13 protein-coding genes and 1 pseudogene are annotated in these 14315 nt (G+C 71.7%); 5 read left to right on the top strand and 9 right to left on the bottom strand.

The genetic code is table 11. The features are described from left to right. A partial coding sequence (locus Aco03nite_RS27500; RefSeq protein ID WP_203799466.1) for a 2-keto-4-pentenoate hydratase occupies positions 1–903 on the bottom strand: 903 nt, incomplete at its 3' end. Next, positions 882–2351, bottom strand: a complete 1470-nt coding sequence (locus Aco03nite_RS27495; RefSeq protein ID WP_239145470.1) for an FAD-binding protein — start codon at positions 2349–2351, stop codon at positions 882–884. The genes Aco03nite_RS27495 and Aco03nite_RS27500, both read right to left, overlap by 22 nt. Positions 2352–2399: 48 nt before the next feature. Between Aco03nite_RS27495 and Aco03nite_RS27490 the strand changes: the two genes are divergently transcribed. The 5 genes from Aco03nite_RS27490 (at position 2400) to Aco03nite_RS27470 (ending at position 8462) form a co-directional block, all read left to right on the top strand. Next, positions 2400–3977, top strand: a complete 1578-nt coding sequence (locus Aco03nite_RS27490; protein WP_203799457.1) for an FAD-dependent oxidoreductase — start codon at positions 2400–2402, stop codon at positions 3975–3977. 77 nt (positions 3978–4054) lie between these two features. Continuing rightward, positions 4055–5305: a GlnX family signal transduction membrane protein gene (locus Aco03nite_RS27485; RefSeq protein WP_203799452.1), complete on the top strand. Its 1251-nt coding sequence runs from the start codon at positions 4055–4057 to the stop codon at positions 5303–5305. After that, a complete protein-coding gene (locus Aco03nite_RS27480) occupies positions 5302–6276 on the top strand; it encodes a glutamate ABC transporter substrate-binding protein (RefSeq protein ID WP_203799449.1) in 975 nt (324 codons plus the stop codon). The genes Aco03nite_RS27485 and Aco03nite_RS27480 overlap by 4 nt, the downstream gene beginning before the upstream one ends. Before the next feature lie 74 nt (positions 6277–6350). Then, on the top strand, positions 6351–6869 hold the full coding sequence (locus tag Aco03nite_RS27475; protein WP_203799447.1) for an NfeD C-terminal domain-containing protein: 519 nt from the start codon (positions 6351–6353) through the stop codon (positions 6867–6869). Positions 6870–6950: 81 nt separating this feature from the next. Then, positions 6951–8462, top strand: a complete 1512-nt coding sequence (locus Aco03nite_RS27470; RefSeq protein ID WP_203799445.1) for a flotillin family protein — start codon at positions 6951–6953, stop codon at positions 8460–8462. Here the strand turns inward: Aco03nite_RS27470 and Aco03nite_RS27465 are convergent. The 7 genes and pseudogenes from Aco03nite_RS27465 to Aco03nite_RS27440 all read right to left on the bottom strand — a co-directional run bounded on the left by Aco03nite_RS27465 (position 8453) and on the right by Aco03nite_RS27440 (position 14250). Next, positions 8453–9229 carry an SMI1/KNR4 family protein gene (locus tag Aco03nite_RS27465; protein ID WP_203799443.1) on the bottom strand — a complete coding sequence of 259 codons (777 nt, stop codon included), beginning with the start codon at positions 9227–9229 and terminating at the stop codon, positions 8453–8455. The genes Aco03nite_RS27470 and Aco03nite_RS27465 overlap by 10 nt on opposite strands. Continuing rightward, the gene (locus tag Aco03nite_RS27460; RefSeq protein ID WP_203799441.1) at positions 9226–9819 is read right to left on the bottom strand and encodes a hypothetical protein; all 594 of its coding nucleotides are present in this window, start codon (positions 9817–9819) and stop codon (positions 9226–9228) included. The genes Aco03nite_RS27465 and Aco03nite_RS27460 overlap by 4 nt, the downstream gene beginning before the upstream one ends. A gap of 30 nt (positions 9820–9849) precedes the next feature. Then, on the bottom strand, positions 9850–10989 hold the full coding sequence (locus tag Aco03nite_RS27455) for a lipid-transfer protein (protein WP_203799439.1): 1140 nt from the start codon (positions 10987–10989) through the stop codon (positions 9850–9852). After that, positions 10986–11354: a hotdog family protein gene (locus Aco03nite_RS53185; protein WP_239145472.1), complete on the bottom strand. Its 369-nt coding sequence runs from the start codon at positions 11352–11354 to the stop codon at positions 10986–10988. Before Aco03nite_RS53185 ends, Aco03nite_RS27455 begins: the two co-directional genes overlap by 4 nt. Then, positions 11346–12137: pseudogene (locus Aco03nite_RS53180) on the bottom strand (bifunctional MaoC family dehydratase N-terminal/OB-fold nucleic acid binding domain-containing protein); the annotation flags it as partial. The pseudogene Aco03nite_RS53180 and the gene Aco03nite_RS53185, both read right to left, overlap by 9 nt. Further along, the gene (locus Aco03nite_RS27445; RefSeq protein ID WP_203799435.1) at positions 12134–13270 is read right to left on the bottom strand and encodes an acyl-CoA dehydrogenase family protein; all 1137 of its coding nucleotides are present in this window, start codon (positions 13268–13270) and stop codon (positions 12134–12136) included. The gene Aco03nite_RS27445 and the pseudogene Aco03nite_RS53180, both read right to left, overlap by 4 nt. Next, entirely contained in the window at positions 13255–14250 is a 996-nt protein-coding gene (locus Aco03nite_RS27440; RefSeq protein WP_203799433.1) for an acyl-CoA dehydrogenase family protein, read from the bottom strand. The genes Aco03nite_RS27445 and Aco03nite_RS27440 overlap by 16 nt, the downstream gene beginning before the upstream one ends. Positions 14251–14315 lie beyond the last annotated feature (65 nt).

The raw sequence follows: 14315 nt of genomic DNA, 5'->3' as shown, positions 1-14315 counted from the left end.
GGAAGCAGGAAGGCCGGAAGCAGGAAGGCCGGAAGCAGGAAGGCCGGAAGCAGGAAGGCCGGAAGCAGGAAGATCGGGAACAGGAAGGCCGGACGTGGAAGAGCCGGAGGTGGAGCTGTTGGTGGGTGGCAGGAATCGCAGGTGGACCCGGCCCAAGCCGCTGAACTCGGCGCGGAACACGTCCCCCGGGTTCGCGTCGACGGCTCGGGCGCAGGCGCCTGGCATGATCAGGTGGCCTGCTCGGAGGCGGACTCCGAAGCGGGCTACCTTGCGGGCCAACCACGCGACAGCTGTCACCGGGTTTCCGAGGACCGCGTCCGATCGGCCGGCCGCCACCTGCTCGTCACCCCGCCACAGGACGGCGGTGATGCCTCGCGGGTCGATCTCTCCCGGTGGTACTCGTCCCTGGCCCACCACGAAGCCGGCCGACGAGGCGTTGTCCGCGATCGTGTCGGGCAGACTGATCTTCCAGTCGATGATGCGGCTGTCGATCAGCTCGATGGACGGGGCCAGGGCCTCGGTCGCGGCCAGCACGTCCTGCTCGGTGCAGCCCTCGCCGGGCAGGTCCGCACCGAGCAGGAACGCCACCTCGATCTCCACCCGCGGATAGCAGTAACGCGCGGCGTCGACCGGCCGGTCCTCGAACAGCCGCATGTCGGCCAGCAGATGACCGTAGTCGGGTTCGTCGACCCCCATCATCACCTGCATGGCCTCGGACGACAGGCCCACCTTGTGCCCGACGACCGCCGCGGTACGCCGCCGGATGTTGTGCAACTGGATCGCGTAGGCGTCCTCGGCGGTCAGCCCCGGATAGTCCCTGATCAGAGGCCCGATCGGCACCCGTTCGCGTTCCGCGGACCACAGGCGCCCGGCAAGCTCCGTCAACTCGGTGGCACTGAGCACGTGCTACTCCTTCCGGCCCGGCGCCCGGAGAAGACGCAGTCGGCGAGGGACAGACCACTGACATAGGACCCGGAACAGACCCCCACCGCGGTACGCCCGGCCGCGTAGAGCCCGCCGATCACGCTTCCGTCGGCCCGCAGCACCGCGCCGCTCGACTCGTCCACGGTCAGCCCGCCAAGAGTGAGCATCGGCGCGGGCAAGACCCGCAACGACACGTCGAGCAGCGAGAACGGCCCTGTCCAATTTGACGGATAAGTAAAGGAACCGGTGATCCCCACCCGGCGGGCCGCCTCCTCGACGGTCGGGGCGGTGGTCCGCAACGCGCTCATCAACCACCAGGCCTGAAGCCGCTGAAACCACAGACTCTGCTCACGCACCTGCCCCCGGGCCGCACTGAGAATCGTGGAGTCGACCAGCAACCAGGCCCGCCCGCCGGGCCGGTCGAGGATCGCGTCCCCGAGAGCCGCCCCATAAGCGGATGCGTCACCGACCCGGCGCCCGTCCCGATCGATCAGGATCCCGCCGGCCAGCGCGGACGGCGGCGTGACGAACCGCCACATCGTGACCCGGTCCAGGTGCCGCACTCCCGCCCCGAGCGCCGTCCCGAGCCGGATCCCGGCCCCGTCGTCCCCGGGAGTCCCGAGCCGCAGTCCACGGTAGAGCGGCGCGTGCTCCCGCATCATCTCCCGGTCGAAGACGAACCCACCCGCCGTGAGCACCACCGCGTCGGCCGCTATCACTTCCTCTGCCGACCACCGGTCCTCGATCCACCGCACCACCCGGTGCAGCCGCCGTCCGAGACGGGGCAGGTAGACGCCGGACTTCACCGACCAGCGGTGCAGCAGGCCGTGGGCGCGACGGGCCACTCCGGACCGCAGCGCCCGGACGCGGACCCCGGTGACCCGGCCGGCATCGTCGGCGATCAGGCCCACGGCCCGGGTCTGTGGCCGGAAACGCACACACGCGGTCCGGGCGGCGTCGGCCAACCGTGAGTACAGCAGCCCGCCGGAGGTGCCCGGGGCGTAGGTGCGGTGTCCGCGCGGCGCCGGGTCGGGATACAGATGTTCGTTGCCGGACCAGTACAGATAGTGGTCGTCGGACGGGTAGGACGTCTTGTACGGGCACAGGCTCGCCTCGAACGGCACGCCCTGTTCCTCCAGCCAGGCGAGGTTCGCCGCCGACTCGTCGCAGAACCGGCGCAGGGTCTCGTCGGAGACGGCGCCGCGCACTTCGCGGTGCAGGTAGCCGTACATGGAAAGGGGGGTGTCCAGGATGTTCGCGGACCGTTGCTGGCGCGTCCCACCGCCCGCGTAGACGACGCCGCCCGAGATCGCGGTCGCGCCACCGCCTCCGAAGCGGTCGATGACCAGCACCGATGCACCGGAGGCGGCGGCCTCGATCGCCGCGCAGGCCCCGGCCGCGCCGAAGCCGACCACCACGACGTCCACGCGCACCTCCTAGGCGTTACGGCCGGATAACTATAACCTGTTCTAGTGATGACCGAGGAAGAGTACGACGTCGTCGTAGTGGGAAGCGGTGCGGCAGGCATGACCGCCGCCCTCACCGCGGCACACCTCGACCTCCGTGCGGTGGTCGTGGAGTCCGCGGCGAAGTTCGGCGGTTCGACAGCCCGGTCCGGTGGCGGCCTGTGGATGCCCGGCCCGGAAGCGGCCACCTATCTGAAACACGTTGCAGGTGACGAGGTGTCGCCGGCCCGCCGGGACGCGCTGCTGGAACACGGGCCGACGGTGCTGAACTTCGTCCGCAAGCACACGCCGCTGCGGTTCATGCGGGTGCCGGGCTACCCCGACTACCACCCGGAGGCGCCCGGTGGACTGGCCGAGGGGCGCACCGTCGAACCACGCCCGCTGCCGGTCCGGCGTACCGGAAAGGACCTGGAAGATCTTGCCGAGCCCTATCAGGCGGCGCCGAACGGGATGGCGGTGACCGCCCTCGACTACCGCTGGCTGTCACTGGGGCTGCGGCACCCGCGCGCGGCGCTGACCGTGGCGCGGCTGACGGCCGGCCGGCTCACCGGGCGCAAACTGACGATGGGCCAGGCGCTCGCCGCCGGACTGCGGGCCGGACTGCGCGCGGCCGGGGTTCCGGTGCTGCTCGGCACCCCGATGACGGCGCTGGTCACCGACGGCGGGCGGGTCACCGGCATCCGCTGCGGCGACCGGACCCTGACGGCGCGGCGCGGGGTGGTCCTGACCGCCGGCGGGTTCGAGCACAACGAGCGGCTGCGTCGGCAACACCACGGTTTGGGTACGACCGGAACGGTCGGCGCCCCCACCAACGTCGGCACGGCCATCGAGGCGGGGCAGGCGCTCGGTGCCGCCGTGGACCTGATGGACGAGGCGTGGTGGGGCCCGGCCCTGCCACTGACCGGTGGCCCGTACTTCTGCCTGGCCGAACGCAACCTCCCCGGCAGCCTGATCGTCGACGGCACCGGCCGCCGGTTCGTCGACGAGGCCGCGCCGTACGTCGACTTCGTGCACACCGTCCTGGGCCGCACCGGCACCGGACCGCACCTGCCGACGTGGCTGGTCGTGGACCGCACGTACCGGGACCGCTACCTGTTCGCCGGCCGGGCCCCGCGCACTCCGCTCCCCCGGCGCTGGTTCGACGCGGGTGTGGCCCATCGGGCGGACACCCTGGACGATCTGGCAGCGCGGATCGGTGTTCCGGCGGAGGCGCTGCGCGGGACGGTGGAGCGGTTCAACGGTTTCGCCACGACCGGCCGGGACGAGGATTTCGGGCGCGGCGATTCGGCGTACGACAGGTACTACGGCGACCCGCGGCAGCGCCCGAACCCGTGTCTCGGCCCGCTGCTGCGCCCGCCGTTCCACGCGTTCGCCCTGATCCCCGGCGACCTGGGCACCAAGGGCGGCCTGCGCACCGACGAACGCGCCCGTGTCCTGCGCGAGGACGACACCCCGATCCCCGGCCTGTACGCCGCCGGCAACACGTCCGCCTCGGTGATGGGCCGGGGCTACGCCGGAGCCGGCGCCACCCTGGGCCCGGCCCTGGTCTTCGGCTATCTGGCCGCCCTGGATCTCGCCGCGGACTGACCGGAGTGGACTCGACTTCTTAGGGTGACGATGTCTGAACACGGCGTTGCGTCACCCTGGGGGTGAGAGTGGACCGGATGACCACACCGCGACTCTATTGGCTGGTGGCGATCGGGCTCGTGGTGCTCGGTGCGGTCGCCGGGGCCGCCGCCGTCGGGGAGGTGCGCGGGCGGGGCGCCACGATCGGGGACATCGCCGAGGTCAGTGGGCCGATCAGCGTGGACGCGCAGACGTTGTACCGGGCGCTGGCCGACGCGGACGCCACCGCGGCCACCGGGTTCCTGGCCGCCGACGGGGAGTCGGCCGAGCTGCGCGGACGCTATCTGGACGACATCGCCAAGGCCACCGCCGCGCTGACCGTGGCGTTGCGGGACGCCGACGACGCGGACGCCGACCGGCTGCGGGTGGTCGCCGATCAGCTGCCGGTCTACACCGGACTGATCGAGACGGCCCGGTCGAATCAGCGGCTCGGGGTGCCGCTCGGCGGCGCCTATCTGCGGGAGGCGTCCGGGCTGATGCAGCAGACGATTCTGCCGGCCGCGGCCGCCGTCTTCGACCGGACGAACCGGTTGCTGACGGTGGAGCACCGGGCGGCCTCGGCGGTGCCCTGGGCGGCTCTGCTGCTGACTCTGCTGACCGGTGCGGCGCTGGTGGCGGCGCAGGTGCTGCTGTCCCGGCGCAGCCGGCGGACGTTCAACCGGGGGCTGCTGGCGGCGAGCCTGGTCACCGTGCTGGCGCTGCTCTGGTCGGGGCTGGCGCTGCACGCCTCCGGACGGCATCTGGACACCGGGGAGCAGGACGGCGCGGAGCTGGTGCGGCTGCTGGCGAACGCCGGCCGGGCCTCGTTGCAGGCGCGGGCGAACGAGTCGCTGACGCTGGTGGCGCGGGGCGGCGGCACCGGCTTCGAGGCGACGTTCGCCGCGCAGATGGACGAGCTGATCGGCAGGAACGGGCGGAGCGGGTTGTTCGCGCGGGCGATCGTGCAGGCGCCGTTCACCGACCGGCAGTTGATCGACGAGGCGAGGGACGAGGCGGTCCGCTGGCGGGAACTGCACGTCCAGGTGCGGTCCGCGGACGACGGCGGCGACTGGGACCGGGCGGTCGAGCTGGCCACCGAGCCCGGCGAGAACGGTCTGACCGCCGTCTTCGGCCGGCTGGACGCGGCGCTGTCCCGGGCGCTGGACATCGGCAACGACCGGGTGGAGCGGCAGGCGGCCCGGGCCGGCGGGTCGCTCACCGGCCTGACCGCGGGGCTGGTGCTGCTCACCGGCGGCCTGGTCGCGGGCGTGGTGTTCGGGTTCCGGCCCAGGATCGGAGAGTATCGATGAGAAGGACGACCGTGCTCGTCGCGGTGTTGCTGCTGGTCACCGCCGGATGCGGGACGCCGGAGGAGGCGCGGCCGGTGGCGGCCGAGGCCACCGCGTCGGTCCCCCGGCCGCTGAACGTGGCGGATCCGGCCGAGGTTCCGAGCCCGGCCCCCGTACCGCAATGTGATCCTCGGGCCAGTCTGCGCCCGAAGGGCGCTCTGCCGGAAGCGGGCGCGATGCCGGCCGGCAGCACCATGGCCGGCATCGTGACGAACGGGCGGCTGCTCATCGGCATCGACCAGAACGCCTACCTGTTCGGTTTCCGGGATCCGGCGACCGGCGAACTGGCCGGTTTCGAGATCGACATGGCCCGGGAGGTCGCGCGGGCGATCTTCGGTGATCCGGAGAAGGTGCAGTTCCGGGCGATCACCACCGCCGACCGCATCCCGGTGCTGGAGAACAACGAGGTCGACCTGGTGATCCGGACCATGACGATGACGTGCGAGCGGTGGCAGCGGGTGTCGTTCTCCACCGAGTACATCGCCTCCCGGCAGCGCCTACTGGTCCGGAAAGCGGACGGGATCAAGGACTTCGCCGACCTGGAGCCGGGCAGCAAGGTGTGCGCGACCCGGGGCTCCACCAGCATCGTCACCATCGACGAGCAGCCCGGCGACCTGGTACCGGTGAGCACCGACAGCACCCTGGACTGTCTGGTGCTGCTCCAGCAGCACCAGGTGGACGCGGTGTCGACGATCGACGTCCTGCTCGCCGGGCTGGCGGCGCAGGATCCGGCGACGGTGGTGACCGGCACTCCGGTGTCCGACGAGCCGGCCGGGATCGGCATCCCGAAGAACCGGCCGGACATGGTCCGGTTCGTCAACGGGGTGCTGGAGAGGATGCGCGCGGACGGCACGTGGACCCGGATCTACGACCGTTGGTTGCGGAGCCGGCTGGGACCGGCCGGCCCACCGAGAGCCGTCTACCAGGATTGATGGTCGTACGGCCGACACCACGGGTGGCCCTGCTGGTCTACCCTGACCCGACCGGGCGAACGGGGGGAGGGCCGGTGCTGACGGCGACTGTGGTGTTCCTGGTGATCGGCGGCGTGGCCGTCGTGCTCCTGGCGCTGGCGCTGCTCGGTGGCGAACTACTGCATTTCGGGCATCCGGACGCCAGCGGGCCGCTGTCCACCGAAGTGGCGGCCGGTTTCCTCGGAGCGTTCGGGTTTGTCGGCGCCGCGGCGTCCGAGCTGCTCGACGCCCGTACCGCCGCGGTGATCTCGATCGCAGTCGCGATCGGCGCGCTGGCGGCCTTCCCCGCCGCCTGGCTCGCGTGGCGCCTCGCCCGAGCCGTGCGGAACATGCGCACCGACGCCACTCCCCAGCGGGCGAACCTGGTGGGTTCGCTCGGCACCGTGGTCACCTCGGTCCCGGCCGGCAGCGGTTACGGCGAGGTGACGTTGCGCCTCGGCGGCCAGCCGGTCAAGGTCTACGCGCGGGCCGACCGCGCGATCCCCACCGGTGCCCAGGTCTTCGTGATCGAGGCGCCCAGTGATACCAGCGTCGTGGTCGAGCAGACCCCCTAGCAGCACGGTCGAGCAGACCCACTGACGTTTCGATACCTCCTCAAAGGTCTCCAAACCCCTTTTAATTCTAGGAAGGCCTGAATGTCTGGATTGTTGTACGCGATAGCCGGCATCGTCGTGCTCATCGTGCTGGTCGTCATCTTCGTGCTCTCCCGCATCAAGGTGGCCGGCCCGAACGAGGCCTTCATCATCACCGGCCGCAAGGGCAAGACCACCCAGGGCCTGGACGGCACCAGCAGCACCGACATGTCGGGGCAGAAGGTCGTCATGGGCGCGTCGGTGTTCGTGCTGCCGATCGTGCAGAAGCTGCAGTCGCTGGACCTGTCCAGCCGCCGCATCGACGTCGGCATCAAGGGCGCGGTGTCCAAGCAGGGCATCCGCGCCGAGCTGCACGGTGTCGCCATCGTCAAGGTGGGTGGCACCGAGGGCGCCATCCGGGCCGCCGCCCAGCGGTTCCTGCACCAGCAGTCGGAGATCGAGGACTTCACCCGTGAGGTGCTCGCCGGCGCGCTGCGGTCGATCGTCGGCCGCCTCACCATCGAGGAGATCATCCGGGACCGGGCGGCGTTCGCCAGCGCGGTCGCCGAGGAGGCCGAGCACTCGATGACCAACCAGGGTCTGGTGCTCGACACGTTCCAGCTGCAGGACATCGTGGCCGAGGGCTCGTACCTGCAGGACCTGGGCCGTCCGGAGGCCGCCCGCGTGCTCAAGGACGCGGCGATCGCCGAGGCCCGCGCCCGGCAGGCCGCCGAGCAGGAGCGTCTGCTGGCCGAGGAGGCCATCGCCGAGGCGAACCGGAACCTGTCGCTGAAGCAGGCCGCCATCCAGGCCGAGATCGATGCCGCGAAGGCCCAGTCGGCCGCCGCCGGCCCGCTCGCCCAGGCCGAGCGGGACCAGAAGATCCTGGCCGAGCAGCAGAAGGTGGCCGAGCAGAACGCCGAGCTCAAGCAGCGTCAGCTGGACACCGAGGTGCGCAAGCCGGCCGACGCCGCCCGGTACCGGGTGGAGCAGGAGGCCGAGGCGAACCGTAGCGCCGCGGTCCTGCAGGCCGACGCCCAGCGGCAGGCCACCATCGCCGCCGCCCAGGCCCAGGCCGAGCAGGCCCGCCTGACCGGTGAGGGTGAGCGGGCCCGTCGGGCCGCGCTGGCCGAGGCCAACGCGATCGAGGGTGTCAAGGAGGGTGAGGCCGAGAAGGGCCGCCGTTCCGCGATCGCCGACGCGATCGAGCGTGAGGGTTCGGCCGAGGCCGCGGCGATCCTGGCCAAGGGTCAGGCCGAGGCCGAGGCGATGGCCCGCAAGGCCGAGGCGTTCGCGGCGTACGGCGACGCAGCCGTCATCGACCTGCTGGTGAAGGTGCTGCCGCAGGTCGTCGAGGCCGCCAGCGCCCCGCTCGGCAACGTCGACAAGCTGACCGTCATCTCCACCGACGGCGCCACGTCACTGACCAAGTCGGTGGCCGGCAACGTCGCGCAGGGTCTGCAGATCGGCAGCGACCTGACCGGTATCGACCTGACCGGGCTGCTGTCGAAGCTCGGTGCGGGCGCGAAGCTGAACGGCGACCAGCCGGCCGTGGAGGCCAAGGTTCAGGACTGATTCACCAGATGCCGGCCTGCCAGCGTCACCACCAGGTGATGCAGCAGGCCGGTTTCGTATCTCCGGCCGCCGATCCGCAGACCGGAGATCTCCCAGTCCAGGATGTACGCGATCTCGTTGCCGGCCGGGGTCGCCCCGATCGGCAGCAGCTGGTGGTAGTCGCCGACCGGGAACATCGGCCCGGCGATCGGCCGGCGCAGCGTCTTCGGCTCGAACAGGACGGCGGCGGCGCTGATCGGGGCGGTGCCGTACTGGTTCATCAGCCAGCGGTAGTCCTCGGGCAGCTGGACCCCGATCCGGCCGGTCAGCACGTCCCAGTCGACGGGCGCGTGCCCGAGCGGCGGGCCGGCCAGCTCGGCCAGACGTTTCTGCAGGTCGGCGCCGTACGCGAAGGAGATCTCGACGATCACCGGCACGTCCGGCCCGTCGGACACCACGGCCAGCACGACCGCCCAGTACCCGGCCCGCAGCCGCGCCCGGCCCGGGGCCAGGTCACGCTCGTCCCGGTCGAAGCCGCCACCGGCCGGTAGCCCGAGCTGCTTGGCCATCTGGTGCACCACGGTCTCGGCGGCGGCGAAGGCGGCGGGGTCCGAGGGCAGGCCGAACCCCGGCAGGTCGACGATGATCCGGCCGTCGTCGACCCGGACGGCCAGGCCGGCCGGGCTGCCGATCGAGGCCAGCAGCGCCGTCAGCTCCTTGTCGCCCACCGGGTCGGCGAGCGGCACCAGCCGGCGGGCGATCTCCCGGAGGAACTCGACGGCGTTCATGACACCGGGAGACAGCTGGCGGACTTCGTCGCTGCCCGGTCGACCTGCTCGAAGGCATCGCCTTGGAGCTGGTAGCGGTAGGTGAGCCGGAGTTTGGGGCAGGCGTTGCTGTCGGTGCTGTCGGTGCCGTACGCGGTCACCGTCACCGCCTTGTTCTTCACCGCCATCCCGACCACCCACGGCTGGTCGGTGGGGCCCACGTCGGTCAGGATCGGCGTGCCGACCCGGACCGGGCCGGACGCCGGCGACGCGCCGTCGAAGACCTCGATCGTCGACGGGAAGTACGAGGTGGACGCGTCACAGGTCCGCGCCACGAGCGCGTCGGCCGTACCGTCACCGGTCATGTCCCCGGTCGTCACCAACTGCACGAGCGCCTCCTGTTCCGGGTTCTTGCACTCCTCGATGAAGGCGTCCCAGTCCCCCGCGTCACCCAGGCTCGCCAGGTTGCCGCTCGGGTCCTCGGCCTCGACCGACGGATCGCCGATCGGTTCCGCCGACGCCGGGACGACCGGCGCGGGTTCGGTCCGGTCCTCCTCCGAGCAACCGGCGAGCAGAACCAGCGCCATCACCAGAACGGCCTTCTTCAGCAAAACGATCTCCCCCGTAGATGTCACCACAGCCTAGGGCTGAGCATCCACCGGTTCCAGAAGAAGAGCGCTGGTCGGAACACCTGTGCCAGCCGTTACCAGGACCGGGCCGTCGCCGGGGACCTGGTTCGCCGCGGTGCCGCGGACCTGCCGGACCGCCTCGGCGATGCCGTTCATGCCGTGGATGTACGCCTCCCCGAGCTGCCCGCCGTGCGGGTTCACCGGCAGCCGCCCGTCCGCGATCACGTGCCGGGCCTCCCCACGGTCACAGAAGCCCAATTCCTCCAACTGCATCAGCACGTACGGGGTGAAATGGTCGTACAGCACCGCCGCCCGCACATCGGCCGCCCGACGGCCGGACTGCGCCCACACCTGCCGCGCCACCACACCCATCTCCGGCAGCGCCGCCACCGGCGACCGGTAGTAGCTGGTCATCACGTACTGCCCGGTCCCGCTCCCCTGCGCCGCCGCCGCGATCACCGCCGGGGCCCGGGCGAGATCCCGGGCCCGTTCCACCGACGTCACCACCACCGCGACCGCCCCGTCGCTCTCCTGGCAGCAGTCCAGCAGCCGTAGCGGCTCGGCGATCCACCGCGACGCCCGGTGCTCGTCCAGGGTGATCGGCCGGCCGTGGAACCAGGCCCGCGGGTTGGTGGCCGCCCACCGCCGGGCGGCGACCGCGACCCGCCCGAAGTCGTCGGGGCTGGCCCCGAAGTCGTGCAGGTAGCGCCGGGCCACCATGGCGACCTGTGCGGCCGGGGTGGCCAGCCCCATCGGCAGGTGCCAGCCGGCGTCGGCGTCCGGCGAGGCGAACGCCTGCCCGAACCGGCGGCCGGACCGCTCGTTCAGCGCCCGGTAACAGACCACCACGTCGGCGATCCCGGCGCCGACCGCGAGCACCGCCTGCTGCACGATCGCGCAGGCCGCGCCGCCGCCGTAGCCGATCCGGCTGAGGAACGTCAGGTCACCGGCGCCGATCTCCCGGGCCACCGCGATCTCACTGTTGCTGTCCATGGTGAAGGTGCACAGGCCGTCGACGTCCGACGGGCGCAGACCGGCGTCGTCCAGGGCCGCCCGGATCGCCTCGACCGCCAGGCGCAGTTCGCTGCGGCCGGAGTCCTTGGAGAACTCGGTGGCGCCGATCCCGGCGATCGCGGTGGTCCGGGCGATCACCGCTGCACCGCCACGATGCCGGAGACGTGCGTTCCGGTCGCGGTACGCCCGATCACCTCGACGCCGTCCGGGAGGACCTGACCGGTGAACGTCAGGGTGTCGTAGGCGTGGCAGGGGGCGCCCAGCCGGATCCGGATGCCCGTGACCGTCGTGGTGTGGCCGAGCCGGTCGGTGACGAACCGTTGCACCAGGCCGGTGGTGGTGAGGATGTTGAGGAAGATGTCCCGGCTGCCCAGGCGTACCGCGGCGTCCCGGTCGTGGTGCACGTTCTGGTGGTCGCGGGTGGCCAGGGCGGTGCTCACCACCAGCGTCGGGGTGACCTCCAGCGTCCACGGCTCCAGTTGCGGGACGTCGGGGCGCCACAGCGGCAGGCCGTCGTCGAAGAACACCCGCACCGGGTCGCCGATGCCGGGGCGGGGGCCGCGGTACTCGCCGACCATCCGGACACCGTCGACGTCGACCAGGGCCACCGTGAACGGGCCCCGCCGGCCGGGGACCGGTGGGTGATGGTGGACGACCCAGCTGTGGATCGTTCCGGCGCCGGCCGACACGTCGTACCCGAGCCGGAAGGAACCGCACGCCGGGCAGACCGGGCCGGGCGGGTGCCGCCTCGACCCGCACTCCTGGCAGCGTTGGATCCGCAGTTGCCCTTCGGCGACGCCGTCCCAGAAGAACGTGTTGTCCGCGGTGACCACCGGCCGCAGTTTCGCCGTTTTCTCCGTCTCGACCGGGGCCTCCGGGCGGTAGCGCAGGATCCGGAAGGTCATCTCGCCGACCGGCTCGCCCCCCACCAGCCAGGTGCTGACCGTGGTGACGAAGCGGCCCTCACCCAGTGCCGTCCGTTTGGGATCAGTGACCGATTCGAGCCGGCTGCGGACCGTGATCTCCTCGCCGATCTTGAGAAGCCGGTGGTAGGTCTGCGCGCTGTCGGTGGCCACCACTCCGGCATAGCCGTCCCGCTCCAGCTTCTCGGAGATGTCGCCCAGCGGATCCCCGGCGATCGGCGGCGCCAGGCCCCGCATCGTCCACACCTGGATCATCGCCGGCGGCGCCACCTGATCACGCTCGTAGACCGGATTCGTGTCACCCATCGCCTCCAGCCAGTTCCGGATCATCGGCAGGTTGACCGGATCCCGCCCGGCCCTCATCGCGGCACCCGCGGCAGTCCCAGACCCGCGGCGGCGATGATCTCGCGCTGGATCTCGTTGACACCGCCGCCGAACGTCAGCACCAGATCACGGCGTTCGTGCAGATCGAGCCGGTCCAGCAACTCGGCCGTCAGCGGATCGGTGGGATCACCGTGCCGGGCGACCACCTCGGACAGTTCCTGGATGATCCGCAGCAGCCGTTCGGAGGAGAAGACCTTCGTCGCGGAGGCGTCGGCCGGGCCCGGGGCGTCGCCGATGACCTGCTGGTTGAGCAGCTCGTTCACGCGATGCGCGGCGTGCGTCCGGGCCAGCGCGCGGCGGACGTCCGCCCGTTCTCCGACCCCGCTGCGGTACGCCCATTCGCGCACCCGGTCGAGCAGCGCCCCGAACCGGCCGGCCGGGCCGAGCATGACCCGTTCGTGGTTGAGCTGGGTGGTGATGAGCCGCCAGCCGTCCCCCTCGGCACCGACCCGGCGAGTGACCGGGACGCGGATCCCGCTGAGATACGTCGCGTTGACGTGATGCACGCCGTCACACGTGATGATCGGCGTCCAGGTGTATCCGGGGTCGTCCGTGTCGACGATCAGAATCGACAGTCCACGGTGGCGATCGACCGCGGTCCGGCAGGCCAGCCACAGGTGGTCGGCGTCGTGTGCCCCGGTGGTGAACGTCTTCTGACCGTCCACCACGTACTCGTCACCGTCGCGTACCGCCCTGGTCCGCAGTGCCGCCAGATCGGTGCCGGCCTCCGGTTCGGTGTAGCCGATCGCGAAGTGGATCTCGCCGGCCAGGATCCTCGGCAGGAAGAACCGGCGCTGCTCGTCGGTCCCGTGTGCGAGCAGCGTCGGCGCCACGGTCTGCAACGTCACCGCGGGCAGCGGCACGTCGGCACGCGCCGTCTCGTTGACGAAGATCTGCTGCTCGGCGGGCCCGAGGCCACGGCCGCCGTACTCGACCGGGAAACCCAGCCCGAGCCAGCCGTCGCTCCCGAGGCGGGCCACCAGCTCCCGGAACGCGCCGCCGTGCCGTTCCCGCAGCAGCACACGCCGCTCCGCGGAGGTCAGGACCTTGCGCAGGTACGCCCGGAGTTCGTCCCGCAGTTCCCGCTGCTCGTCGCTCAGTTCGAGGTGCACAGCCGCTCCCCCAGGATCTCCAGCCGGTATTCGCCGCCGCCCAGGAACCGCACCAGGTCCCGGATCAGGGCGGTGTGCCGGTGCAGCGGGTAGTCGATCGACAGGCCGAGGCCGCCGTGCAGGTGATGACAGGTCCGCGCGGCGGCCGGGGCCTCACCGGTGAACCACTGCGCGGCCACGTCCAGGTCCTCGTCGGCGTCCCGTCCGGTGCCGAGCCGCCAGGCCGCGTTCAGGGTGGCCAGGTGCAGGGTCCGTGCGGTCACGTAGACGTCCGCGATCTGCTGCGCGACCGCCTGGAACGTCGCGATCGGCCGCCCGAACTGCTCCCGGGTCCGCACGTGATCGGCGGTCAGCTCCAGTGCTCCGGCCAGCGCCCCGTCCCCGAGCGCGCAGGCTCCGGCGATGGCGTTCCGATGCAGGTCGGCGTGGCTCTCGGCTTTTCTCCCGCGGTGTCCGAACGGCTCGGCGGCGACCCGGTCCAGCCGGAGCACCCCGGTCTCGTGCAGCGCCGCCCCCGGCGCGGCCGGATCGATGACGACGACGCCCGGGCCGGCGACCGTCACCAGGATCCGGTCCCCGGTGGTCACCCCGGTCTTCACGCCGGTGACCGTGCCGTCGGCGGCCAGTTCGGTGCGCGGCGCTGCGGGAAACGGGTCGCCGGGTTCCGCGATCGCCGATCCCAGGATCAGGCCGGTCAGCAGTTCGTCCTGCTGGCGCTCGTCACCCCAGCGCGCCACCGTGGGCACGCCGATCGCCAGGTGTGCCAGCGCCGGGACGTCCAGCGCCCGCCGGCCGATCTCGGTGAGCACGAGTGCGGTCTCCAGCATCCCCAGCCCTGCGCCACCGAGACGCTCGGGAACCGCGAGGGTGAGCAGCCCGGCCTGACCGAGGGCGGCCCACGGCTCGCCCTGTTCGCCTGACAGGATCTCGCGGGCCAGATCGATGATCGACTGCTGGGTCTCGTCCGGACGGAAGTCCATACGGCAGATTAGAACATGTTTCAGTTTGCGGTCGCCACCATCGGGCGACACAGACCCGCAACGCG

Source organism: Actinoplanes couchii (assembly GCF_016862075.1).
GTDB lineage: Bacteria > Actinomycetota > Actinomycetes > Mycobacteriales > Micromonosporaceae > Actinoplanes > Actinoplanes couchii.
This window is presented reverse-complemented; position numbering and strand designations above follow the sequence as displayed.